This is a genomic window from Kurthia sp. YJT4 (assembly GCF_030219945.1).
GTDB classification, from domain to species: Bacteria; Bacillota; Bacilli; order Bacillales_A; family Planococcaceae; genus Kurthia; species Kurthia gibsonii.
The window spans coordinates 1,881,285-1,905,301 of the sequence record NZ_CP126689.1; the positions used below are offsets into that span (position 1 = coordinate 1,881,285).

General features: G+C 35.9%; 36 protein-coding genes. 3 read left to right on the top strand and 33 right to left on the bottom strand.

Annotated elements, in window-relative coordinates; translation table 11 throughout:
* The 27 genes from QN089_RS09280 to QN089_RS09410 form a co-directional block, all read right to left on the bottom strand.
* Complete coding sequence (locus QN089_RS09280) at positions 1 to 1,320, bottom strand: PBSX family phage terminase large subunit (RefSeq protein ID WP_285215159.1); 1,320 nt, start codon at positions 1,318 to 1,320, stop codon at positions 1 to 3.
* On the bottom strand, positions 1,310 to 1,780 hold the full coding sequence (locus QN089_RS09285; protein ID WP_285215160.1) for a terminase small subunit: 471 nt from the start codon (positions 1,778 to 1,780) through the stop codon (positions 1,310 to 1,312). The genes QN089_RS09280 and QN089_RS09285 overlap by 11 nt, the downstream gene beginning before the upstream one ends.
* A 68-nt stretch (positions 1,781 to 1,848) precedes the next feature.
* Positions 1,849 to 2,337, bottom strand: a complete 489-nt coding sequence (locus tag QN089_RS09290) for a hypothetical protein (RefSeq protein ID WP_285215161.1) — start codon at positions 2,335 to 2,337, stop codon at positions 1,849 to 1,851.
* 97 nt (positions 2,338 to 2,434) lie between these two features.
* Positions 2,435 to 2,632, bottom strand: a complete 198-nt coding sequence (locus QN089_RS09295) for a hypothetical protein (RefSeq protein WP_285215162.1) — start codon at positions 2,630 to 2,632, stop codon at positions 2,435 to 2,437.
* A 23-nt stretch (positions 2,633 to 2,655) separates the two neighbouring features.
* Complete coding sequence (locus tag QN089_RS09300; RefSeq protein ID WP_285215163.1) at positions 2,656 to 2,913, bottom strand: hypothetical protein; 258 nt, start codon at positions 2,911 to 2,913, stop codon at positions 2,656 to 2,658.
* A 208-nt stretch (positions 2,914 to 3,121) separates the two neighbouring features.
* Complete coding sequence (locus QN089_RS09305; protein ID WP_285215164.1) at positions 3,122 to 3,517, bottom strand: hypothetical protein; 396 nt, start codon at positions 3,515 to 3,517, stop codon at positions 3,122 to 3,124.
* 15 nt (positions 3,518 to 3,532) lie between these two features.
* Positions 3,533 to 3,832, bottom strand: a complete 300-nt coding sequence (locus tag QN089_RS09310) for a MazG-like family protein (RefSeq protein WP_285215165.1) — start codon at positions 3,830 to 3,832, stop codon at positions 3,533 to 3,535.
* Positions 3,833 to 3,859: 27 nt separating this feature from the next.
* Positions 3,860 to 4,066 carry a hypothetical protein gene (locus tag QN089_RS09315; RefSeq protein WP_285215166.1) on the bottom strand — a complete coding sequence of 69 codons (207 nt, stop codon included), beginning with the start codon at positions 4,064 to 4,066 and terminating at the stop codon, positions 3,860 to 3,862.
* Between the two features lie 48 nt (positions 4,067 to 4,114).
* The gene (locus QN089_RS09320) at positions 4,115 to 4,342 is read right to left on the bottom strand and encodes a hypothetical protein (RefSeq protein ID WP_285215167.1); all 228 of its coding nucleotides are present in this window, start codon (positions 4,340 to 4,342) and stop codon (positions 4,115 to 4,117) included.
* 39 nt (positions 4,343 to 4,381) lie between these two features.
* Positions 4,382 to 4,726, bottom strand: coding sequence for a hypothetical protein (locus QN089_RS09325; RefSeq protein WP_285215168.1), 345 nt, complete (start codon positions 4,724 to 4,726; stop codon positions 4,382 to 4,384).
* Between the two features lie 10 nt (positions 4,727 to 4,736).
* Complete coding sequence (locus tag QN089_RS09330; protein WP_285215169.1) at positions 4,737 to 4,910, bottom strand: hypothetical protein; 174 nt, start codon at positions 4,908 to 4,910, stop codon at positions 4,737 to 4,739.
* A complete protein-coding gene (locus QN089_RS09335; RefSeq protein WP_285215170.1) occupies positions 4,907 to 5,443 on the bottom strand; it encodes a hypothetical protein in 537 nt (178 codons plus the stop codon). Before QN089_RS09335 ends, QN089_RS09330 begins: the two co-directional genes overlap by 4 nt.
* Positions 5,444 to 5,983, bottom strand: coding sequence for an ERCC4 domain-containing protein (locus QN089_RS09340; protein ID WP_285215171.1), 540 nt, complete (start codon positions 5,981 to 5,983; stop codon positions 5,444 to 5,446).
* Positions 5,984 to 5,995: 12 nt separating this feature from the next.
* Positions 5,996 to 6,208 (bottom strand): hypothetical protein, encoded by a 213-nt coding sequence (locus tag QN089_RS09345; protein WP_285215172.1) that lies wholly within the window; start codon positions 6,206 to 6,208, stop codon positions 5,996 to 5,998.
* A 15-nt stretch (positions 6,209 to 6,223) separates the two neighbouring features.
* A complete protein-coding gene (locus tag QN089_RS09350; protein ID WP_285215173.1) occupies positions 6,224 to 6,652 on the bottom strand; it encodes a hypothetical protein in 429 nt (142 codons plus the stop codon).
* Between the two features lie 286 nt (positions 6,653 to 6,938).
* Positions 6,939 to 9,296, bottom strand: coding sequence for a phage/plasmid primase, P4 family (locus QN089_RS09355; protein WP_285215174.1), 2,358 nt, complete (start codon positions 9,294 to 9,296; stop codon positions 6,939 to 6,941).
* Positions 9,297 to 9,516: 220 nt separating this feature from the next.
* Positions 9,517 to 10,062: an NUMOD4 domain-containing protein gene (locus QN089_RS09360; RefSeq protein WP_285215175.1), complete on the bottom strand. Its 546-nt coding sequence runs from the start codon at positions 10,060 to 10,062 to the stop codon at positions 9,517 to 9,519.
* Positions 10,063 to 10,073: 11 nt separating this feature from the next.
* Positions 10,074 to 10,538 carry a DUF669 domain-containing protein gene (locus tag QN089_RS09365; protein WP_285215176.1) on the bottom strand — a complete coding sequence of 155 codons (465 nt, stop codon included), beginning with the start codon at positions 10,536 to 10,538 and terminating at the stop codon, positions 10,074 to 10,076.
* The gene (locus QN089_RS09370) at positions 10,538 to 11,230 is read right to left on the bottom strand and encodes an AAA family ATPase (RefSeq protein ID WP_285215177.1); all 693 of its coding nucleotides are present in this window, start codon (positions 11,228 to 11,230) and stop codon (positions 10,538 to 10,540) included. Before QN089_RS09370 ends, QN089_RS09365 begins: the two co-directional genes overlap by 1 nt.
* A 22-nt stretch (positions 11,231 to 11,252) precedes the next feature.
* Positions 11,253 to 11,540: a hypothetical protein gene (locus QN089_RS09375; RefSeq protein ID WP_285215178.1), complete on the bottom strand. Its 288-nt coding sequence runs from the start codon at positions 11,538 to 11,540 to the stop codon at positions 11,253 to 11,255.
* A complete protein-coding gene (locus tag QN089_RS09380) occupies positions 11,541 to 11,996 on the bottom strand; it encodes an AP2 domain-containing protein (RefSeq protein WP_285215179.1) in 456 nt (151 codons plus the stop codon). It lies immediately after the preceding gene.
* Between the two features lie 3 nt (positions 11,997 to 11,999).
* Positions 12,000 to 12,560: a host-nuclease inhibitor Gam family protein gene (locus QN089_RS09385; RefSeq protein ID WP_285215180.1), complete on the bottom strand. Its 561-nt coding sequence runs from the start codon at positions 12,558 to 12,560 to the stop codon at positions 12,000 to 12,002.
* Positions 12,561 to 12,644: 84 nt separating this feature from the next.
* Positions 12,645 to 13,073: a hypothetical protein gene (locus tag QN089_RS09390; RefSeq protein WP_285215181.1), complete on the bottom strand. Its 429-nt coding sequence runs from the start codon at positions 13,071 to 13,073 to the stop codon at positions 12,645 to 12,647.
* A 1-nt stretch (position 13,074) separates the two neighbouring features.
* On the bottom strand, positions 13,075 to 13,347 hold the full coding sequence (locus tag QN089_RS09395) for an AbrB/MazE/SpoVT family DNA-binding domain-containing protein (protein WP_285215182.1): 273 nt from the start codon (positions 13,345 to 13,347) through the stop codon (positions 13,075 to 13,077).
* Positions 13,347 to 14,192 (bottom strand): hypothetical protein, encoded by an 846-nt coding sequence (locus QN089_RS09400; RefSeq protein WP_285215183.1) that lies wholly within the window; start codon positions 14,190 to 14,192, stop codon positions 13,347 to 13,349. Before QN089_RS09400 ends, QN089_RS09395 begins: the two co-directional genes overlap by 1 nt.
* A gap of 12 nt (positions 14,193 to 14,204) precedes the next feature.
* Entirely contained in the window at positions 14,205 to 14,405 is a 201-nt protein-coding gene (locus tag QN089_RS09405) for a helix-turn-helix domain-containing protein (RefSeq protein WP_285215184.1), read from the bottom strand.
* Between the two features lie 17 nt (positions 14,406 to 14,422).
* A complete protein-coding gene (locus tag QN089_RS09410) occupies positions 14,423 to 14,662 on the bottom strand; it encodes a helix-turn-helix transcriptional regulator (RefSeq protein ID WP_285215185.1) in 240 nt (79 codons plus the stop codon).
* A gap of 163 nt (positions 14,663 to 14,825) precedes the next feature.
* Here QN089_RS09410 and QN089_RS09415 point away from each other — a divergent pair, with 163 nt between their 5' ends.
* Together QN089_RS09415 and QN089_RS09420 are read left to right on the top strand one after the other, a co-directional pair.
* Positions 14,826 to 15,440 carry a LexA family protein gene (locus QN089_RS09415; protein ID WP_285215186.1) on the top strand — a complete coding sequence of 205 codons (615 nt, stop codon included), beginning with the start codon at positions 14,826 to 14,828 and terminating at the stop codon, positions 15,438 to 15,440.
* Between the two features lie 83 nt (positions 15,441 to 15,523).
* Positions 15,524 to 16,678: a tyrosine-type recombinase/integrase gene (locus tag QN089_RS09420; RefSeq protein WP_285215187.1), complete on the top strand. Its 1,155-nt coding sequence runs from the start codon at positions 15,524 to 15,526 to the stop codon at positions 16,676 to 16,678.
* 104 nt (positions 16,679 to 16,782) lie between these two features.
* Here the strand turns inward: QN089_RS09420 and lepA are convergent, their stop codons facing one another.
* A complete protein-coding gene (gene lepA, locus QN089_RS09425) occupies positions 16,783 to 18,618 on the bottom strand; it encodes a translation elongation factor 4 (RefSeq protein ID WP_285215188.1) in 1,836 nt (611 codons plus the stop codon).
* A gap of 305 nt (positions 18,619 to 18,923) precedes the next feature.
* On the opposite strand from lepA, the gene rpsT reads away from it, so the two are divergent.
* The gene (rpsT, locus tag QN089_RS09430) at positions 18,924 to 19,172 is read left to right on the top strand and encodes a 30S ribosomal protein S20 (RefSeq protein WP_068452547.1); all 249 of its coding nucleotides are present in this window, start codon (positions 18,924 to 18,926) and stop codon (positions 19,170 to 19,172) included.
* A 57-nt stretch (positions 19,173 to 19,229) separates the two neighbouring features.
* Here the strand turns inward: rpsT and QN089_RS09435 are convergent, their stop codons facing one another.
* The 5 genes from QN089_RS09435 to QN089_RS09455 all read right to left on the bottom strand — a co-directional run bounded on the left by QN089_RS09435 (position 19,230) and on the right by QN089_RS09455 (position 23,954).
* A complete protein-coding gene (locus QN089_RS09435) occupies positions 19,230 to 19,589 on the bottom strand; it encodes a hypothetical protein (protein WP_285215189.1) in 360 nt (119 codons plus the stop codon).
* Between the two features lie 39 nt (positions 19,590 to 19,628).
* Positions 19,629 to 19,928 (bottom strand): YfjL-like protein, encoded by a 300-nt coding sequence (locus QN089_RS09440; protein WP_285215190.1) that lies wholly within the window; start codon positions 19,926 to 19,928, stop codon positions 19,629 to 19,631.
* 103 nt (positions 19,929 to 20,031) lie between these two features.
* Positions 20,032 to 21,048, bottom strand: coding sequence for a DNA polymerase III subunit delta (holA, locus tag QN089_RS09445; protein WP_285215191.1), 1,017 nt, complete (start codon positions 21,046 to 21,048; stop codon positions 20,032 to 20,034).
* A 66-nt stretch (positions 21,049 to 21,114) separates the two neighbouring features.
* On the bottom strand, positions 21,115 to 23,250 hold the full coding sequence (locus tag QN089_RS09450; protein WP_285215192.1) for a DNA internalization-related competence protein ComEC/Rec2: 2,136 nt from the start codon (positions 23,248 to 23,250) through the stop codon (positions 21,115 to 21,117).
* A gap of 122 nt (positions 23,251 to 23,372) precedes the next feature.
* A complete protein-coding gene (locus QN089_RS09455) occupies positions 23,373 to 23,954 on the bottom strand; it encodes a ComE operon protein 2 (RefSeq protein WP_087680296.1) in 582 nt (193 codons plus the stop codon).
* Positions 23,955 to 24,017: the final 63 nt, after the last annotated feature.

Here is a 24,017-nt window from a genome sequence, read left to right on the forward strand (position 1 = left end):
TTATTTCAAGAATGTGAATCCTGTTTTATTCTTCATATCTGCTTCAAATGCGTAACGCGTGGCATCAATCGTGTGGTTATCTTTGTCCTCTAGTCGTGCTTTAGGATTACCATCTTTATCTGTTTGATAATCGATGTTTTCAAATTCTCTAGCGATATTTGGTGTACGTAATGGATCAATGCAAATGAAATCTAAATCATCTAACCATTCCTCGCCGTATTCCACACTATCAGGACCTTTTATAACTTTTTTAATTCTTTTAATACCATGTTCATTTTTCAATTCATCGTTCGACTTAGGTTCAGCGCTTTCTGCTGCAACCACATCAGATTGATAATTCTTTTTATGAAGCCACTTCGCAAGTTCTCTATTACTTATTTTTTGTCCATAAAGTTCATCGATTGCATAAATACCATTCTTTTTCTTGTCGTAATGCCAGCGCACAAATGCTAACGGATCTGTAGCATAACCGTAGTCGATACCGTTACGAATATTATCAAACGATGCAACCATTTCGTCAGTGATACAACCTTTTTCAATTTTTAAATTGTCGAATGGTACAACACCACTTCCAATAGGCTCACCAAGATACTCCCAGCGATACTTCATAGGTTTATTCTTTTTTACATTTTCAGCTTCTTCAATGAATTTCTTTGATAAGAATGGATTACCCAAATAAGTTGAATGATCCACGTATGTGTTTTCATCCACAAATGCACTCTCAAACTTCTTATTCACCCAGCTTTGTTTGCGCTTTGGCGGATTATAAGAATAATAAAAAGAGTAGTCAAAAGGGTACGCTTTTTTGCGTTCTGATTCAGAATGAATCCTCCCTTCCAACTCCTCTCGAAGAATGGAATTTTCAATTGTTGATACATCATCTTCATTTTTAAATTCTGCTAATTCTTCAAACCATACGATTGCAAGTGGGAAATCGGCATCTTTAATTGATTTGATTTTCTCTGGATCATCGGCGCCTGCGAAGTAAATTTTGTTCCCTCTCGGAAGATAAGTAATTTCTAATCGTGAATCTACGAATCGAAAAGAATCACGAACTCCCATGATATTTGCAGCTGCTTTGAAGTTAGCGTAAATAGATTTCAGAATTGTATTTTGTACTTTACGTATGCCGAGCGCTGACACCGGATATTCCATAACATCGGTCAAGATACGCATAGGAATGTGAAAAGACTTTCCTGAACCACGACCACCTTTTAATACATACCGTAGATGTTTCTTAGACCTAGAAGCTCTCCAAAACGGTTTAAATTGCTCTGTAATGATTTCAGAAAGTTTGACCTTCTTCACGTTAGATGTCATCCACAATCACCACTTGTGTAGAAGTAGAAGCTTCAAGTTTATCAGTGAATAGTTTGTATCGCTTACCGAGCAATTCAGCTGCTTTATTCGCATCCGATAGTTTTGCTGGTATTTCCACAATCTTCACTTCTTCAATTTTAGAAGTCTGTTTCTTCCCGTTCACCCATTTCGAATTTTCTTTCATAATCGTCACAGGAACGTATTCTTTATGTTCACGACGCATTACCTTCGTTAAGTATTCCATGACCTCTGTGGCGCTTGCAATTCGTTCTGATGACATCTCGGAAAGCTTTTCTTCGATGTAAGATTTAACTGTAGTGTTTTGTAGTAGCTTGCTTGCATTTGTGTTTGCGTATTTTTTACTATAACCAGCCTTCACAGCTGATTCTGTTGCGTTACCCGTTTCGATGTAATGTTCTGCGAATGTTTGTTGTTTGAGTGTTAATTTTTTATCAATCAATGGCTATCACCTCACATATGCTAATTGCTTTTTTAGTATTGAGTAAATAAAAAGGTCGCAACTGCATATCAGTTACCACCTTCACTATTGAGATTTAAAGCTGCTTTAATAACCGGAAGGTAAACCCTTCTGCTTTCCTCTTGTTTTTGTTCTAAATTATTTATTCTAGAGTTTTTAAAAAAAGACATAGAAATGGTTATCATTGCAAAAAACTTCGCTATCATGACAGTAAAAAATAAAAAACCTTCATCTTCGTCAACTATAAACGTATCCATAATCAGCGCGATTATAGCTATTGTTAATGCTATAGTCCCTATTGATTTAGTTAAAATCACAGAATCTCTTTTCTCCTCTTTTTCGAGTGTTTTATACATTAAAGTTAATTCTTCTGTAGAATACATTTCAGTTAAATCTACCTTCCATTTATCTAAAAGGATTAATTTATCAGTTCTTTTTACGTCGATTCTTCTACTAAAAACAGAAATTTTTATTACTTTTTCTAACTCTTTTCTTACAACTGCAGGATCATTCAATTCTATTTCTCTATATAAATCCATCCAATCTCACCTCCCACTACAATTGTACGGAAGGTGTCTATTACTTATATGATTAAAATATTATTTATTTTATATAGAAAAAGCACCCCGAAGGATGCTACTCGTTAATAATGAATTTATCTTGATTTGGATAATATGCAGCATCTGTTTCAAGGAGTTCACCATTTTCTAATACAACTTTCATTTCGACAGGAATTAGTGTATCTCCTGTTTCGTATGATTCTTTATGTGATGTTACAGGAATGCCTGCGATATTTAAGTTTATAGAGTTTGTGTTATAGATGGATTGTTTCATTATTTCACTCCTCTTATTTTTAATCATTTAATTTTACGGAGTCGCTCAGTATGAAATGCAGCGATTTTAAACTCTGTTTGATTGTAAATACCTTCTGCTTCTTCAATTGCTATATTGTATTTTTCAGAAGCGTACTTGTTTACAATTTTAGCGTGTTCATCTAAATATTCTTCTCCAAAGTTAGTAACTTCTTCGAATTTAGTTCTCATATCTTTGTAAATTTCATGATTTTCTAAAGTTAAAATAAATTCTTCTGTTTCTTGATCACGTTTAATATTCATTTCCCTTCACCTCCTAAGTTCATCCTAACCTTAATGGTAAATTATGTGAATAACACAAAATTGATTAACTTAATAAAAAGCTACCAACCGCGTGATTGGCAGCTTATATAAAGGAGGTTGTAATACGTATGCAAAGTATTACTCTCTCATAATATCGTGGATATTCAAGATATAACATAGTTTCATTCTAACTTAACATTTTGTTAAGCTATATCGCCATTAACTCAACGAAGCGAATTGTCTTTTTTAATTGGGCGTGTTTGTTATAAATGTATTGTGTGCTGTACCTGTGTTCTTCTGCGATTTCTTCCAGTGTTTTACCCTCAATATACTTTCCAATAATAATTTTATTCTCCAGCGTATCAAACTTGGAAATCATGTCGAGTATTTTTCGTTGATCATTCATTTTACACGCGAGTTCGTAGCGAATGACTTCGATTTTTTCTTCCAAATTACTTGCTATAGATTCTTCTGTGAGTTTGTATTTCGCTAAATCGCCTTGAACCCAACGACGTAACTCACGTTCTGAACGTTCTAAATTTAGTTCGAGTGAAGCGATATCTCTTTCTAATTCTTTATAATCTTTCAGCCATTGTAACTTCATGCTGTTCCCCTCGCTTTATAAATCTTCTGATTTTACAAACACACCATTCACCATGCGCCCTGTTCGTCCACAGATGACGTTGTAGGCTTGTTCTAAACACTCCTCGACTTCCATTTCATGTTGTTGGGCTAAGATGATTAGTGTAACAATTGTGTCGCCGATAGCGTCTTGTAATTCTTCCATATCATTGCGAGCGATAGCTGCGGCAATCTCACCTGTTTCTTCTACAACTTTTAAAAATTGTTTTGAAGGTTCTGCATGGTCTAATCCTTTTTCAATTGACCACTGCTTTACTTTCTCGATTAGTTGGTTCATTGTTTTTTCTCCTCTTTTTTAAATTTATTAATGCGCGTTATGGTCGTCATACACTTCATAAACACTTGAAATCATATCTTGCGTAATTCCAATGTTTTGTAGGTGTTTTTCTTTTTTCTTGCTGTGATTTGTAAGTTTATAAAGTGTTTGATGATAATTTAATTTATCTTTCAATAAAGAAATTGTTAAAGAAATTGCTTTTCTTTGAAATTCTAATAATTCTTTATCTGTCATTTTTATCCCTCATTTCCTATGTCGCATAACGGTCGTGATGTGTATTTATTATTCCATATCCTCACGCCAAGAATAGTATGTTTTGAAATACTCGATGTTATCATCAATCATTTGAATATGGTTTTTAATTCCTAAAGTAGCTTGCTCTTTTGTTATTACACCTTCTCTTGCTAACTGCCAAATCAACTCTAATCGCTTCATATTTTCATTAATTGCTTCTGCATAATCAGTTGCATAATTTAATCTGTATTGCGATGTGCCTAATGACTTCTCCATTCTCTCTACTCCTTCGTGTTATGTTTCTAACACACACTCTTACTCCTTCGAAAATACCTCTAACCCAACCTGTGCTATATTGCGAATACTTCGCAATAAATCTTCATTATTTGCTTCAGTGCTAACTGCGTTTGTTTCATCCACAATTGCACGAAACAGGTTTTCGCACTCACTGATTTGATCGTATACCTTTTTAAGACATTCTAGGTATACTATCCCGTCCGTTAACTCCTCTTGGGTATGATTTATCCATTCGAGTACAGAAAGCGATTCTGGGCGTACTGTATGCCCATATTTCGCTATTCCTTTTTCGGTTTGTGTTTCAAATTTATCTTGAATGTTTCTTAAAATTTCATTTGCCATTATTTCTTCACTTATTTTCAAGTTAATCCCCCTATGCATATGCACCTGTGATTGTCTCGTCAGCTTCAAAATCTCTAACTCTTATACCTTTGGTGCATTTGCAATTCTTGTCATATCCCCAAAACTTGAAAGTATCGTAATAACCACGATATTCAATTACTCTCATCTCTAAACCACATTTGCATTTCGGTTTATTCTTATTCATTTATTTTCCTCCACAATTTCGAAGTCATTGGCTGACGTTACATTTTTTTTCTGATTGATCCATATCAATTTCTCCTTTTCGAATTGCTCTTGCGTAATATCCAAAACGAATAAAATTTCTTTCTCCGTTAAATTCTTTTTCACCATTTTTTTATACTTGAGATACAACTTCGCGTTTTCGGAAAGACGGTTTGTAATCTCTCTGATATCTTTCATGTACGCTTCGTCTTTTCTCCACTTTCTAACCAAGTAATTCAAACGATGGAGTGAAATATTCATTTCTTTCGCCATAACCTTTTGCATAGTTCCTCGCATTGCAAGTTCTTTATAAACAGCGAATGACTTTTCTATTTCTTCTTCCGTCAACGGTTTGTATTCTGACTTCGGCATTGGCGCTGCTATTACGTCACCACGTAACACTTTTATTTCTTCTTGAACTTTTTCTAAGTCACCGACAACCTCACCCATTTGGATTAGACTACGCAAGCGTTTAAGCTCACGTAGTTTAATTTTTTGTTGTTTAGTCAAGTTCATCTAAATCATTCCTTTTTTTAAATACTCACGAGCATAGTAATAAAAGTGATGATAAATGTAGTTGCCACTAAATTTTTTATCCATGAACACAATGCTAAAACCGTATCGTGCTTCGAAAGTTTTTAACGTACCGAGTAAAGCTTTTGGATCGTAACGACTGCGATAGTCGCCACGTAAGATTTTTTCGTACCCTTCAAGGTCCTCGCAAATTAAAACGAACGGTTTATCTTTCGAGCGAATCAATTCATTTTCAAACGCTTTACGTGTATCTTTTTGCAAATTCCCTGTGATTTCGTCCACAGAGTTTTTACGCTCCAGGCAGGCATCTAAGTAAATATCGCGCATAATACCGAGTTCAGGATTTTTAGGAATCATTGCCGAGTAATCCCCTGTATCAAGTTTTTTATTCACGTGCGGAATTTTTTTCTCGTGTAAGTAGCGTAAGATATGGTCATTTACGTTTTCTCTTGTGTCCACAACAATTGTCAATGTGTCGAGTAGTTTTTTTAATTCTGTATCTGAGTACGAATAACGAATCATTGCTTTCTCTCCTTAACGAATGTTATTAAGTGCGCTGTGGATATAATTAATTGCATCATCAATAGCGCTTACGATTTCACTACTTTCTGCTTCTACGTCCACATTTCTAAGAGTTTCCATCGCATCTTCTAAGTGGTCAGCTGCTTCATTTGCATAAGCTCTAAGTTCGTTGAAATCTACTATGCTTTCCATTTCATCTATCGTTCTAATTAAATCTATTGCCATTTTCAAGCGCCCCTTTTAAGTATTTTTATTTTTTGTGTAAGTGATTGCGTTATTAAAAATTCGATTAGCAATCTCGTTCGTTTGCTCATTTTCAAACGGTCGGTAATCGTCGTATATATCGTTCCAACCATTTTTACCAAGTTCAATCATCCAATCATTCATTAAATGCGCTGCTTGATCATCACCATTTAGCCAATCGAGTATTTTTTCGTTTTTTCCCCAATTGCAATATTGCTGATAAGCTTTCCACAATGTTAATTGTGTAGGAGTCGCATTCACCCAACTCTTGAACCATTGTTCAATTTGTGGGAAAACAGTTTTTGCAGCATCCATAACTTCAGGAGAAACTGCTTCATGATTTGACAATTTAATCTCACCGGTTGGTAAAAGCTCCATCACTGCACCCGATTTCCAAAATAGAGATAAAACTTCCAATACTTTCATAAAAACACCTCTTTTATACAATTTCGGGTTACACTTCGTTCAATAAGTAACCCAAAGTAACCCGTTATTTTTACAAAAGTAACCCACTCAAACCCTTGATATGACTGACTTTTTAACGATTGGGTTACGGAAGTTACTTTTGTAGGGGTATAAAGGCTCTTATATATATATTTATTTATTTTTTATTTTTTTAGTGAACTGAAAAAAAAGTAACTAAAGTAACCCAACAGGTCTTTAACCCTTATGGCTCTAAGGCTCGCATTGGGTTACTTTTCTTTTTAGATAGTTACTTATTGACAAAAAACGGGACTTTTTCACTATCATTAGTAACCTTTTCTTGATGAAAAGTAACTCGGTCAGTTGGTGCTCTTTCCTGTAAAGTAATTCCATAAAAGTAATTTCGGTTTTTAGTTCCTCGCATTTTTTTGAAACCTTTTGTTTCGAGCATGCGATAAAACGCTCTAGAGTTTCTAACTGCTGTATCGCCACTTTTAAAACTGAAACTATCGTAGACTTGATACAATTCTTTCGCTTCGATTTTTAGTTCCATATCTGTTTGATCTACATAACAACACTCGGATAAAAATGGTCCAAGTAAGTCCATATCTTCTTTGTAAGTACCTGTTGCTTCTGCTACTGCCCGAGGTTCTTTCAAACCCGACTGCTGCCACTTCATGCAACCTTCGATTGCCCAATTTAAGATACCTGACATTTCAAGCGATAGTTTTTCAGGAAGTTTTTTATCTCGCTTATGTGCTGGGAGATTTAAGTTAAATGGAATTAGCTTGATACGTCGCCAAATACCTTCGTCCAAACCTCCGATAATTGGCTTGTGGTTAGTCGTAAAGAACACCTTGAACTCTGGAATAAACTCGAAAAACTCTTGTCTAAGGAATCGTGCTAGTACAGGCTCTCCGCCCGTAATTTGCTTTACGAATGATTCAGAAAGACGCTCACCTTCTTCACTCTCGATAGCACTGACGAAACGAGCTCCAACTAATCGAGCGATATCATTATTAGCTCCTGTTTCTTTTTTCTTGATGAAGGTATCTGATTTAGCTTGTTTACCGTACTCACCCATTAAATCTTTAATCGTATTAATAAAAGTCGATTTACCATTTGAACCACCGCCGACTAGGAACATCATGTTTTGCTCGCTAATATCACCCGTTAAGCTGTAGCCAATTAGTCGCTGCATATACTCGATAAGTTCTTGATCACCCAGAAAAATCGCATTTAGAAACTCAATCCAATTCGGACATTCTGCTCCTTCTACATATTCAACATTTGCGATTTTTGTAATACCCAACTTACGATCGTGCGGAAGTAATGCGCCTGTTTGTAAATCAATCACACCGTTTTCGACATTGAATAAATATTTATGTGTATCAAACTCTGAACGTGATCCTGGAACAAGTGGCATTAAATCCTTGATACTATTCATTCGGATATTTCGCTTTTCACAGTTACTTGCCCAACGACGTAACACTTCATCATCTGACTTGTGGAGGGAACGGAGCACTTTAGCTGTAATACGCTCGATTTCTTTTTTATCATCCACACGCCAGCGTTTCCCATCCCAAATCATCCAACCGATTTCATTTACATACTTAATGACATTTCCATATTGATAAGCGATTCGTTCCGCATTACCGAGTTCTGTTAATCTAAACTTTTTATCTAACTTTTCTTCTACTGATTCATCTGCTACCGATTGGCCAGTAATGCTAAAACTAAATTCATCAAATTCTTGTTTGTTATCAAGGATTGTTGTAGTTGTGGAAGAAATGGCTGTTGCGATCGTGCGTTCACCATACGTTTCGTTCGTATCGCTAAAATGAATGACATCCCACTTATCACGCATAAGTGCTGTTTCTCTGAACATAGTGTCCATTCGTGTTGCGCTCTTTCCTGTCCAAAAAGCTAAGAAGTTACACATTGCTAAATCACTTGATGAGTGATCATCATCGATTAAATTACCGTTATATAATGCTCGAATTTTGTCGCCTTGTTTACTTCTGAACATCATTTCCCACAGTTGTTCGTTTGAGTGCTTGATATCATCTTTTTCGAACTCGGCTAGATTCACACGCCCTTGAATATCGCTATCGTCGAAATATTTCTCAAAGACTTCTGCGAGTTCGTCTGTACGTTCATATACGTCGTTGGAATTTTCTTTATTACCCGTAAACGTGAAGTACCGACCGTAGCTGTAAATCTCCAAACCATGTTGTGCATTTTTACGTCCGGTGCCCATGACTGATTGTGGAAGGTTACCTCGAATAATAATGTGAATGCCTTTTTCGCTTGGACTAAATTCTGTATATGAATCAATGGTTTCGATAATTTCATTTGCGAAATCATTAGGCTTTCCATCGATTACACATCCATCAATATCAATCCCGATGTAGTTATCTTGTCTGCTGAAAACGAAGCCAATACCATCAAAATTACCATCTATATAAAATTTGACTGCTGTTGCAAATGTGGACCATGTGCTGCGATTGTTAGCCTGTGCCATCTCACCATTCGGTTGATAAGGCACTTTCGTTCTCTTATCATTTCGTTCTTCGTATTTCCACAAAATCCATTGCGGACGAGCTTTCAACTCACTTGGTATTTCATTAAAATTATAATTATTCATTTCTTAATCGCTCGTTTCTGTTTGACGTTAAAGCTATCCACTCTACGCCACCCCTCTTTTCTCAGTTGCTTAAAATAATCTTCATCGAATGGAGTTATAATCTTTTCATTTTTATCTCTCACTAAGATGTAATAACTAACACTGATTAGCTTTAACCCCATAAAATCACCTCATTTTGACAAAAATAAAGAAGCCTACCCGAAAATAGACTTCTATTTAGTTAATTTGCTCTTAGAAAGACTTCGTAGCCTTTTATTTCAGAGCGACCTTTCTGTAGTTCTCGTGATAAATAACCATGATTGTGACCTAAGAATTCGCTTGCTTTAGCATAACTTCTGAATAAATGTGTTTCTCCTGTATTTGAATTAACTAAAATAACTTTTTTATTCGTTGACATGAGATCATTGTCAAAAGCATGGTTATTATTTTCTTGGTGATTACACCATTCTAAATTTGAAACATGGTTGTTTTTGGGATTCCCATCAATGTGATTAATGCAATTTTTTTGATTAACTTTTACAATGAATGCTTCAGCAACCAACCTATGAACCAAGTAATCCTTCGATTTACCATTCTTCCATAAAGTAACTCTTGTATCACGATTATTAGGAGTTTTATCTTTTAGAATCCTTTGTTTCCAATGCCTTATACCATGATATTTAGTGTAAGTTGTTTTGTAAGAATAGGTTCTTATTAAACCTGTGTCACTCACCTCATACAAACCTTCATATCCAACAACATCTTTCCAAACGATTTCATCATTCATTTTCTATCACCTCAGAAAGGCAAATCCTCATCGCCTACAGTTGGAGTAGATGACATTTCTGGTCCACCGACTTTTGAAACATTGTAATACTTAGCTTTAGCTGCCTTTCGTTTTTCACCGTCTTTCGTGTATTCTTCATGCTTAACAGTGATTTCTAAGTGCTTGCCAAATACTTGATTCGCCATATCCTCTGGAGTTTTGAAAGTATGCTTATCCGGGAACCCACAAGCTTTTACGAAACCATTTACGATTTGTACTGCTACTTCGTGCTCAAAAGTAAATGTGTTGAATAGGATTTTCGCTCCTTGATGATCCTGATTCACATCTGAACGAATTTCAAAGTCGACTGTTAATTTTGGTTTACCTGCCTGTGTTGTACCTGCTACTGCATTAGTAATCGTAGCTTCGTATTTCCCCTCTTTTACTAACTCAAATGCTGTTGATGCGTTTTCTGAATCGAATGTGAAAAATGACATTATTTTTTCTCTCCTTTAGTTGTAGTTTTCTTCTGTAAAATTAAATCTTCTTGCACGCACCCTTTTCTATCATCTAGATGATTTTTAGCATACGTGCTTTGATTTCCTTCGAGCATAAAACCTCGGGTGCCATCTGCTTTTTTAACTAGCCGAGCCACGACATGTTCAATTCCCATGATGTGATTTACAATTTTGTCGCGAATATCTGGAATAAACTGATTGTAAATTTGACCGCTTTCTTCTGTGATTTTATGCGTTGTTTCCCATGCTGTGAAAATCACATTAGCATCAAGTTCGTTGAAGATAACAACTAACTCAAATAAGTGTGTATCGTAAATTGCGTAATCCTTTAGCTCAGGCATACCACTTTTCGTATTTTTACCTTTATGCATTAACCAAAGTTTTTGATAGTGCGTGATATTATCAATGAAAATATTGTCGTATTCTGCGATGTGTTGCTTAGCGTATGAATAAAATTCAACAATACTTCTGTGTGGATGGTCTTTGTCGATTGTTGCTACATCGACATTTTCATAACCTTCTAAAACTTGCGAAGTTCCGTCAATATCTAGAACCAATGTTTTGCCAGGTAATAAACCAGCTACCGTCGTTTTACCATCACCAGGTTTTGCGTAAATAAGAATATTAGCGTTTGCACTTTTTTTGATATCTTTACCGTTTTTTAAATTCAATTGATTCACCTACCTTCGTATTTTAAAATGGTGCACGATCTTCAGAAGCTAACTCGCCTGGAGTATCTTCTGCTACTTCATCCATGTTCATTTGACCGTCAGCTGCTTCTGGTTTATCCTCCATGACTTCTTTTGGAGTGCCATATTGGTAAGTCAGGTCAACTAGGAAATATTGACCGTATTTATTGTACTTTTCACTAATTTTATTCATGATAAGTGCTTCATTTGATAATGCTTCACCTACAATCTCTTCTGCTTCTTTACGCGTATCTGCGTAATGTTGCTCTTTTTGATTTAATAATTTTTTCATCTACTTTGCCCCTGCCATCCCATTAAAATTTAATATCGCTTTGTCACCATGTAACTTTCGAGCTGCTTGATCATACGCTTCTGCTGCTGCAAATTCGCTCGTATATGAACCTAACCATTTGCGTTTTCCGTTATGCTGAATGGAAGCGTAAAATCTATCATTTTTCTTACTCACTCCTCGAAAGCGACTTCTACCTTTACCGACAATCACATTGCCTAGTCGGTCTTTCTCCACAAACTTCTCAATGACAACTTCTTTCACTACAGGTACTTCTTTGATTTTTTCCACAACTTTTTTTTCTTTGATGTAAACTGTATATTCAACTTTGAAAACCTTGCGCTTCTCTATGATGTCTACAATTTCTCGACCTTCTGCAAAAATCTTAATTTTCTCAAATACATCTGTTCTACGCGACCAACGTTTAGCTGTAAAAGTTCCACTATAAACAGTTGCCATGTTTTATACCTCCACTTTAAAAGTTGTTGTCGTTGGTTTTACTCCAACACCAGGAACAATTTGCCCTGTTTCATCTACACATTGTTTAGAACCATTTTCTAACTCAACAATTGATACAGACTTTTTCAAATCTGCCCATTTTAGCGTTTCTTTCACTTGAACGAATTGTTGTAATTCATTCGCTTTCAGATGTTCTAACACTGCTGCTTCATTTAATTTTTCCGGCTGTTCTTTTGATGTAGTTGATTTACTTTTTCCGTATGGCGTTGTGATGGTTTTCTTCTTCGGATCCGCTTGTAGTTCTTCGGAATGATACTTTTGAATAGCTGCTTCAAAAAATGAAATACTATCCTTGATTGATGATGTTTCTTTTTGCTCCCATTCGGCAATGCGTTGTTTTTCAGCTGCTGCTAATGTTTCAATTTCAGTTTTCTGTGCGTTTAAAGCACTAATTTTACGAAATGCCCAATTCAGCGAATCTAGGTTGTTAATTTCGAATGCAGGCTTTTCCTCCACAGAATTGTTTTCTAGTTCTTCTAACTCATATTTTTCAATAGCGTTCATTTTATTCGCTCCTTTTGATATATTAAAAATGTAAACTTGTTTTACTACTCGTTAAAGACTGCCATCTTTAGCGAGTTTTTTTATTTACACAGGTTCTAGTTCTACCTCAGCTGGAATACCTTCTTCTTGTTCTTTCAGCAAACTCACAAGTGCAATCACATCGTCAATCACCGCTACTTGCCCACTCAACACTTGATAATTCCTAACACTTTCATGATGCGCTGTTGTACCGACTAGGCTATGTACAACGTCATGCGCCGCTTCATCGAAAGCTGAAGTTTTCTTTTCGTTCAGTAGAAGTAGTTCGTCGAGTAAATCATCATAACGACCAATCCATTTGATGTGACTTGTTAAGTTTTCGACCATTTCAAGCTCTTTCGTGTAATCGTTCTTCTCGCAAACGAATTTGTACTTTTCGCCATCGTAATAGCAAATCTCGCGTACATTATTTTCATTGATCTGCATTGTTACGATGTCGTATTGTTTTGAATTGTGGACAAACACAGGGCGCATATTATTTACCTCCAATCAATTTAATAGCTTTTGAAAGCACATCTTTATGGTCTGTGTTACCAAGGGTAGACTGTAATTGTTTTAACTCTTTAAGCGCAGTCATTACTTCTAACGGAGGTTCAGATTCTACATATTTTTTTAAGATGTTTTTTTCTTCGTCTACATAAATTTCTAAAGATGTACCCTCGTAGATGTCTAATACATTGCGCAATTCTTTCGGGAGTACAATGCGCCCCAATCGGTCCACTTTGCGTACAATTCCTGTTGATTTCATTATTCACTCACCTCGTATTTAATTTTTTCGAATCGACTAACATCTTCGTAAAGCATGCGTCCTAACACGATTGCTTTACCGATTTCTTCATCCCAAATATCATTCGGCGCACATCTTGCGATTTCGCGTTTGAGCACTTTTTTTGTGTGCAAGCCGATTCCTAAACCAACTACCGTACGCTTTTCTTCGTTTACTACAAATCGAAGTTCTAAGCACGAAGTATTCGGAAAATCAGGTTTAAAACAGAAGTGATAACGTGCCGGGAAATCTTCACATAATTGTTCTTCGCAACGTTTACTTTCTAGTAGTTCCTCGATAAATTTTTTCGCTTCTTCACGCATTTTCAATTGTGGAGGAATCAGTTCGTGAATCGCTTTTTCTTCATCTTCACTTAAGTTGAAAGGTAAATCGTGCATGACTTCGTGCACTTTTGGATCAGGACAACTCGATTCCCAACCGTAAACCATTTGACGAACTCCTATTTCGTCTTTGTAAACTAAAGATTTCGGAAAAGTAAAATCAACTAATACTTTGTAGAACTTTTCTTCATTCGTACCTGGCAATTCCCTTTTAGCATTCGAGAACTTAACGTAATCACCAGGCTTTGCTTCTCTTTCCACAAGTTTTAAGATTTGTCCGTCATGTTGTACGTACTTTTCTGATACATCTAACTTCTTTTTTTGACCTGGGATGTTAGCTTGTAACCACTCGATGTTACTAACAAGCTGTTCTAAGTTACGTTTTTGATTAGACAATCTTTCTTCAGTCGCTAACACCATTTCATCTATTTTTTCTAGTGATTTTAAAGATTCTTGTAACACTTCTGCATACGTTGTGTATTCCATTTTCACAACCTCCTATAAATTTTTAACTTCATATGGATCTGATAAATCTTTTCCGACATTGCGGATTAAAAAGTTCTCTAACTCAATGGTAGTCACTTTCATACGCCCTAGCTTCAAGCCTTGTAGTTGACCACTTTTGATTAAGTCGTAAACTTTGTTGCGATTACACTTTAATAACTTTGCTACTTCTGAAACTTCGAGAAGTTCATGCATTTGTCACACCCCCTCTCTTAAACACAAATCGACATTTCACTCTGACTACGGAAATTCTGTAGTTGTCCTGGAAAAAAAATTATAGTATTCATCGGGACATCTACATTTTCGACAAACTTAAACGCTTGATCCATACGAAAAATACGACGGTACTTTTCATATTGAATATAAGTTTTTTCGGACATTCCCATTTTCTTAGCCATTTCAACTTGAGTTAAACCGGTTAAGATACGAGCTTGTTCTAATGTGTAATTCATTTCATCACCTCGCTTACAAACATTACTTTACTACAGATTTTCTGTAGTTTCAACTATTTTATTCAGAATTTCTGTATTTTTAATTACAAATGGTTAAAAAGTTACAGTTTAGCTGTACTTTTATACAGAAATAACTTACAATGTAAAAGAAGGAGGTGAAGAAATGTCAGTAGGCAAAAAGATTAAAGCACTAAGAAAAGAACACTGTCTTACCCAAAATGAATTAGCAGAAAGACTTGATGTAGCACCTACTTCAGTAAGTGCGTGGGAACGTGAAGCGAATCGTCCTTTAATGGATAAACTTTCAATTATGGCTAATATGTTTAACGTACCTATTTCTTATTTTTTCGATGAAGATGAGTTTCCTTCTAACATAGTAGAAATTAGTCCTCCTACAATTAGAATACCGATTCTAGGAACTATCGCTTGTGGAAATCCAATACTTGCAGAACAAAATATAGAAGGTTATCTATATGAATTTGCAGAAACATTACCGCATGGAACAATTTTCGGTCTAATCGCTAAAGGTGATTCAATGGAGCCGACAATACCAAATGGTGCGACTGTATTAATAAGAGAACAGTCAGATGTTGAAAATGGTGAAATTGCGGCGGTATTAGTAAACGGTGATACAGAGGCTACTTTAAAAAGAGTTAAAAAAATCGGTTCGATGGTTATGTTAATGCCAGACAATAACAAGTATGACCCGATACCTGTTAGCGAAGACACACCAGCTCGTATCATCGGGAAAGCAATACGTGTAAATATCAATTTATAGTTAAACAACGTTGATTAATTATCTAATGAAGATAGAGTAGCTCATCTGCTGCTCTTTCTTTGTAATCGAGGAGTGTGGAAAAAATGAAAGGTGGCGTTCGTAAGCGCGGCTCTAGTTGGTACTACTATTTCGACTTAGGGACAGTAGATGGAAAAAGAAAAAAAGTGGAACGTGTTGCTGAAGGGGCTAAAACAAAATCTGAAGCTGAGGTAATTTTACGAAGAAAAATATTAGAATACGAAAATGCTGGTACTATCTTCAAACCGTCAGAAATGACTTTACAAGATTTTTTAATGTTTTGGCACAAAGAATATGTACAACTAAAGTTGAGGGTTAATACACAAGCGAATTATGAATCCGTAATACGTTTGCATATCCTTCCACACTTAGGGAAGTACAAACTAAAATCTTTAACCCCTCATATACTGCAACAATTTATGAACGAAAAAGTACGTGAAGGTTACGCTCGACAAACATTGAGTATCATGCAAGGGATTTTAAACAAAGCTCTAAAACAAGCTGTTTATCCTTATAAATATATTCATGAAAATCCAATGCAATATGTTGAATTAATGAAGGTACAGGAAAAGCGTAAAACCAAAGAAGATTTGAAAATACAATCCAAAGAAAATTTAAAAATAATCAGTCAATCACTAGACGAAGATCATGCATTTTATTTACCGTTTCACATTGGTTTGAATTGTGGATTACGAGTAGGTGAGTTGTGCGGATTAGAATGGAAACATATTAATTTCGAGGAGAAAACGATAGAAATTGAACAACAACTCGTTATGAAAGAAAAAGAATGGGTAGTCGCACCACCAAAATCGAATTCTGGTTATAGAACTATCCCTATTGGAAACTCTCTATTAACAATCTTGAAAAAAGCTAAAATGAAACAAAAAGAGAATAAACTAAAATATGGACCTCATTATAACCAAAGTGAATTAGGTGATTTTGTTTGTAAAAAAGAAAATGGCGAACACTGTACTCCGAGTGTAATTAAATATCACACTAGAAAAAGCATTCGCCAAAAACTTAATATTAATTTCAATTACCATTCTTTGAGGCATACACACGCTACTATGCTTGTAGAAAACGGTGTACCCATTAAAACTATTCAGAAACGACTTGGGCACAGTCGAGCTGCTATTACAGAAGATACGTATGTCCATCTTACTCAAAAAATGGCACGAGATGCCGCGGATATTTTTGATTCTTTTGCAGAAGAATTATAAAAATATCTCACGTATTTCTTAATACGGTGGCAAATCGGTGGCAAGACCGTTTATATAACATTTTGCATAAAATACAAAGTCTTATAAAAGGCTCTATATCAAGTTTATTTCTTCGGTTGGTCGTCGTCCATTTTCAAGACAGCCATGAATGCTTCTTGTGGAACTTCTACCGATCCAACTTGTTTCATACGTTTTTTACCTTCTTTTTGTTTTTCAAGAAGTTTACGTTTACGTGAGATATCTCCACCGTAACATTTTGCTAATACGTTTTTACGCATTGCTTTGATTGTTGAACGTGCCACAATTTTTTGTCCTACTGCCGCTTGAACAGGTACTTCAAATTGTTGACGTGGAATTAATTCTTTTAATTTTTCTACGATGACTTTACCACGATCGTAAGCAAAGTCTTTATGCACGATGAAACTTAGTGCATCGACTTGTTCTGAATTTAGTAAGATATCCATCTTCACTAGTTTTGATGGGTTGTAACCGATCAATTCATAGTCGAATGACGCATAACCTTTTGTTGATGACTTCAATTGATCGAAGAAGTCATAAACAATTTCAGATAATGGTAGTTCATACAGAATATTTACACGCGTTGTATCAATATAATCCATTGTTAAGAAGTTACCACGTTTACGTTGGCAAATCTCCATTACTGCACCTACATAGTCATTCGGAACCATAATACTTGCTTTTACATACGGCTCTTCAATTGACATGATTTTTTGTGGGTCTGGCATTTCAGATGGGTTCGCTACTTGTACTTCGGTACCGTCTGTCATGTTCACATGATAAATTACAGATGGTGCTGTTGTAATTAAGTCGATATTGAATTCACGTTCAATACGTTCTTGGATAATCTCCATGTGTAGTAATCCTAAGAAACCACAACGGAAACCGAAACCAAGTGCTTGCGATGTTTCAGGCTCGTATTGTAGTGCTGAGTCATTTAGCTCTAATTTTTCAAGTGCTTCACGTAAATCAACATATTTCGCTGTATCAATTGGGTACAGACCACAATATACCATCGGGTTCAATTTACGATAACCTTCTAATGGTGCTGACGCAGGGTTTTTAACTGATGTAACCGTATCACCGACACGTGTATCTCCTACATTTTTAATAGAAGCTGTTAAATAGCCTACATCACCAACTGTTAAGAAATCACGCGGCGTCATATGTGGTGTATGAACACCTACTTCGATTACTTCGAATTCAGCATTTGTTGCCATCATACGAATTTTATCACCAGGTTTTACAGTACCTTCTGAAATACGAATCGAGATAATAACACCACGATACGAATCATATACAGAGTCAAAAATTAGCGCTTGTAGCGGTGCTTCTGGATCACCTTGTGGCGCTGGTACTTTCTCAACGATTTGTTCTAAAATCTCTTCAATTCCGATACCTGCTTTTGCAGAAGCTAAAACAGCCTCTGAAGCATCTAAGCCGATTACATCTTCAATCTCACCACGTACACGTTCTGGATCGGCAGAAGGTAAATCAATCTTATTGATAACAGGTAAAATTTCTAAATCATTATCTAGCGCTAAATAAACATTAGCTAATGTTTGCGCTTCGATTCCCTGTGCTGCGTCCACGACTAAGATGGCGCCTTCACAAGCTGCTAGACTACGTGATACTTCATATGTGAAGTCGACGTGTCCAGGTGTATCAATTAGATGGAATGTGTACTGTTCGCCATCTTTTGCTACATAATTTAATTGTACTGCATTCAATTTAATCGTAATACCGCGCTCACGTTCTAAATCCATTGAGTCCAATAACTGATTTTTCATTTCACGCGCAGTTAATGCTTGCGTCTGTTCTAAAATTCGGTCAGCTAATGTAGATTTACCGTGGTCAATATGCGCAATAATAGAGAAATTTCGAATATGTTCTTGTCTTTTTAATAATTCTTCTCGATTCATGCATTCCACTCCTATTTAAACTATTTGAATTATATCAGTCAAAAGGCTATATTGGCAATGAAAGTTCGTGAACTACTGTGAAAATAAAGTTTTTTATTTATAAGTTATTTCAAAATAATAGTTAGTTCGGGTTCTTTTTCTAAATTTATGTAGAAAATTTGTAAAAAAAAGCTTGTCAAGTAAATATTCTTTCCATTTCTCTCTTGATTTCAGGAGTATTTGTTTGCTATAATGATGCTTGTTGTATTAGATACAGACACAGTTGAGAATTTACTCATCTCGAATCTTTATAGGAGGTGAATTTCATGCCAAATATTAAATCTGCAATCAAACGTGTTAAAACGACTGAAAAAGCTAAAGCTCGTAACATCGCAATCAAATCTGCAATGCGTACAGCTGTGAGAAAAGCTGATGCTGCTTTAATCGCTAAAGAAGAAAATGCTGCTGAATTATTATCAGCTGCAGTTAAATCTCTAGACAAAGCTGCTTCTAAAGGCTTAATCCACAAAAACGCTGCTTCTCGTACGAAAGCTCGTTTAATGAAAAAAGCTTAATTCTACCTTGTGTAGAATTTAAAGGGCTGATGCTTATCGCATCAGCCCTTTTTTAATTTAGATTGTGTGTGTGATTCCTTCTTTCACAGGTGGTTGATTTTCCATAAATTGAATTTTATAGATATAATGCCATTTCTTTTGATTTACTTCACCTTTCAATTCATATCCTGCTATGGTTACTTTTTCATAATGAACTTGCTCACGTGCCAGTTCTTCATATACTTCCCGCGCAATTTGATATAAATCTTCCCGCGACATGCCCGTCATATCGATATCAATCGCAATAACAGCTGGTTCTTCTAACTGTTCCTCTTTCGAACTTAATTGAATGGTCTCCTTTTTAGTACGAATAGTAGCTAAAACATGTTTGACATTCGGAACATTGCTCGTAAGTACTTGTTGCAATTGATTACTCATTTGAACAGACACTTCTTTACTTTGTTGCGGATTATAACTCTATTCTTTTAATGTATCATTCAATACTTCATATCCACGTCCATTTTGAATTTGAAACGTATATTTTTGTTTCGCATCATCACGATTTTTTACAGTAAACGCATATACATCACGTTTTTGTTCATACTTTCCATTCTTTACATCGAATGTTTGGTTCGGATAATTTTCATTTAAGTATGTTTCTAACTCGATTGCTGCACGATGCTTTGCAAGCGGATTACTCATATAATAATTCGTAATCCATAAACCGACCACCACTACAACTAAAACAATCCATATTATACACCATCCTTTACTCATCTTTTACCTCCTTATATATCTGTTCACTTATACCCTCTTTTAATAAAAAATTCCATTTTATACAAAAAAAGAAATCACTAAGAATAGTAATTTCTCTTTTTGACTAATGAGATAATGGTTTCATTAAAAACAGTTCTAAGTAGCGTTCGCGTCTGCCGCTCATTGTTTTTAATTGAAGATCTACTTCACTTAAACCGTATAATGCTTTTAAAAGATGCGTGTCCTTTACACCACGACGGTCTTCTACAATACGTTTTACGCGGTATGGATTCACCTTTAAGGTTTTTGCAATTTGCTGTGCATGATAACCTTTAGAAAGTAAATAATACACATTCGACATGAGGCGGACTTGTGAAGCAAGCAATGCAACGAGTGCAATCGGCTCTTGTTTTTGGCGAATTAAATCATGATAAATAGAGATTGCAGTAGAAACATCACCTGCAATATAAGCATTTAACAATTTAAAAGCATCTTGTTCTAAAGTTTTCGCAACGAGTTCCTCTACATCCTCTAATTGAATCGTTCCTTCTTCGCCAATATAGTGACATAACTTATCTACTTCCATTTGCAAATGCAGCATGTCTAGCCCTACAAGTTCAATTAGCTTCTGTATCGCTTGTTCATTGATTTGCTTTTGACGTGAGGATACTTCATTTTGAATCCAAACTGCTAAATCGCGTTCTTTTGGTGCTTCCGCATGCACAACATGTGCTAATTCCTTCATCTGCTTTGTCACTTTTTTACGCTCATCTAATTTTTCATAGGGCGCAATAAAGAGTGTAATGGAGAAATCAGATGGGTGACGTAGCCATAACTCTAATGCTTTTAAATCATGTGCAATTTTCTCTTTTGAATTGTCTGTTGCTTTTAAAAAGGATGCATTTTTTGCGATAATTAACTTCTTTTCTGAAAAAAAAGGAATTGTATCGGCTTCCTCCATAACATGTTGGACAGGTACTTCTTCTAAATCAAAAATCGTCGTTTCGATTTCACCTGCTTGTTCAAGTGCCTGCTTCATACGACGAATCGTTTCATCAATAAAATACGTTTCGGTTCCTGAAAGTACATAAACAGGATCGATTTTCCCTTGATTCACTTCTTTCCATAGTTGTTGGAACATATATCCCGCCTACCTTTCACATCTTTTTCAGTATAGCATTTTTTCGTGAAAGGTTGTATGACGTTTTCATGGTTGTAAATCAATTGTTGTTTTTGTCATGCGCACTTCTATCGTTCCTACCTCCGCTGTATTAAGTGCTTCAATATGTGCTTGTTGTACACGCTCCACTACTTCTTTTGCAGGATGATTATAACGATTATTCCGTCCACTTGAATAGATGACGAGCTGCGGCTTTACAGCTTGTAAAAATAAATCTGATGTGGATGTTTTTGAGCCATGATGACCTGCTTTTAAAATCGTCGTACCTTTCAAAGCATCTGGGTTCTTCTCAACTAACTCTGCTTCTCCTGCTGCCTCTAAATCACCTGGAATAATAATCTTTTTGCCTTCATACGTAAGCACGATAACAATCGAGTCATTATTTCCTTCATAAACTGTATCGTAGGGCATAACATATTCCATGCGAAAAGCACCTTGTTGCCACGCTGCTCCTGCCATTTGTTCCTGAATGGGAATATGTTGTTTTTCTGCTTCATGTAGGACATCTTGCATGACTGATTTTTGAGCTGAACTTGGTGTAATATGAATTTCTTTCACCTTTACTTCTTGCATAACTTCCTCTGCGCCTTCCACATGATCCGCATCTGCATGTGTCAAAATAAGGCGGTCAATCTTCTGAATCCCCCGTCCTTTTAAATAAGGAACGATAATTTGCCTGCCAATTTCATATACTTTATCGGACTGTTTCCATGTTGTACCGCCAAATCGCAGCAACCCACCGCTATCAATCATATAAACACCCCGCCGATTTGGTAACTCAATAATGGTACAATCACCCTGATCTACACTTAAAAATGTGACACGTACGTCTTCATGATATTTTGGTTGTTCTGTTATATAAAAAGTAAATGAAAAAAAGATACCTATACTCACAAGACGATAACGCTTTTGTTCCATTGTGTAAAAAAAGAAGAGAATGACTAAAAATAAAAAGCAAAGCATCCAAATAGCAGGTTTTCCGGGATTCCACATTTGATATGGAATCTTCTGACAGAGATAAATAAAATCTTGAACAAATACGCGAAATGGTTCATAGAGACTAAATAAAAGTTGTGAGACGAAAGGTGGTAAAAAACTACTACATAATAGCACCAAATTCGCTGGTAGAATAACAAACGAAAAAAGAGGTACGAAGATTAAATTCATAACAATACTAGCAGTCGATACTTCATAAAAGTGAGCGAGAAGTAATGGTAGAACGAGTAACTGACAACTAATCGTAATCCACAGTGACTGTGTCAGCCAATTTTTGCAACGGGCTAAATATTCGGAGGATAAGACAATGGCGCTCGTCGCTAAAAAGGAAAGTTGAAAGCCTACTTGATAGATGATATTTGGTTCAATTAGAACGAAAAGAAGGAAACAAAGTCCAAGCGCACTTTCTACTTTTAGACGATGATTAAAGAGAAGCGCGCCATATAAGATGAGTACCATGATGACTGAACGCCAAACAGAAGGTGCTCCGCCTGCTAAAATAGCGTAGGTTGGGAGCGCAATCCATAATGTATAAAAGACATGTTCTTTTCGCACACCCATTCTCAGTAGCACTTGTTGAAATAAAAGACTCATCAGTGCGACATGCAAACCGGATATAGCGAAAAGATGCGTAATGCCAAGCTTCTGATAAGCTCTTGTATCGACAGCTTCCACATCATCTTGTTGCCCAATTAATAAGGCTTTCGCTTCTGCTTGAAGTTCTTCTGGGAAAATTTTATCAATATGCTGTTCGAGTTTTACACGTTGTTGCCATAAAAAAGCAGTGAATGGTACATTTACTTTCAATGGTTGCCACTTCGTAACTTCATAAATACCGATAGCATGATGACTTTTTAAATAATCTTGAAAATCAAATGCATATGCGTGATGTGGCTTTGTTACAGGCTTTAATTCACCTTCTACATGAAACGTTTGTTTCGCCAATGTTTGCTGTTCGAGCATTTTCTTTTCTTCTTCATGTTGAATGGTATAAACAACATAAATTTTTTGTCCATTCACATCTTCCATTAACCCTCTCACACGACCACCATTCACTTTCACAGTTGATGTCCACTTCAAGATCATCTGTTGTGGTAATTCTTTCGGAACGTCTAGCTTCTCTGTTGTGTACACGAAAAAGAATAGACTCGCGATTACCGTAAACACAATCGTAGACCAAGCTGTTTTTCTAAAAATTAACCATATAAAAAACGGAATATATAAAAATAAAAGCCTTGTCGTCTCATTTGCAGAAAGAATGGCAAGGAGGACTGACAAGGCAATATAGATTACTTCATTGAGGCTACGCTTAATCCAAATAATTGTTCCACCCTTTGTTCAAATGGAGCCAATTGTTCTGGTTCAACGCCACGAGCACGAAGCTCTGCTAACATCTCTAAATTAAGTTTTAATTTTTCATCACGTAAAAAGTCGATTTTTTGTTCTTCAAACGGTACGTGGACAATATTAACGCCCGCCTGTTCAAAAAGTTCAATCGCATATGGATTGTTTTTATAATCTGTTGCGTAGTATAAATTTTTAATGCCCGCTTGAATAATTGACTTTGTACATGGTAAACATGGGAAATGCGTTACATATAAATCCGCATCTTTTGTTGGTGTACCATATTTCGCACATTGTAATAATGCATTCGTTTCAGCGTGTACTGTACGGACACAATGATTGTCAATAACATAACAACCTTTATCAATACAATGATCATCTCCTGAGATTGAACCATTATAACCGCCAGCAATAATGCGTTTATCACGAACAATTGTCGCACCTACAGATAGACGGGTACATGTACTTCTTAATGCTAGTAAATGGCTTTGTGCCATGAAAAATTGATTCCAAGTTATTCGCTCCATGTGAAATCCCTCGATTCTTTACTTTTACGCACTGCGTGTTTACTTTTATTCTACATGATGTAT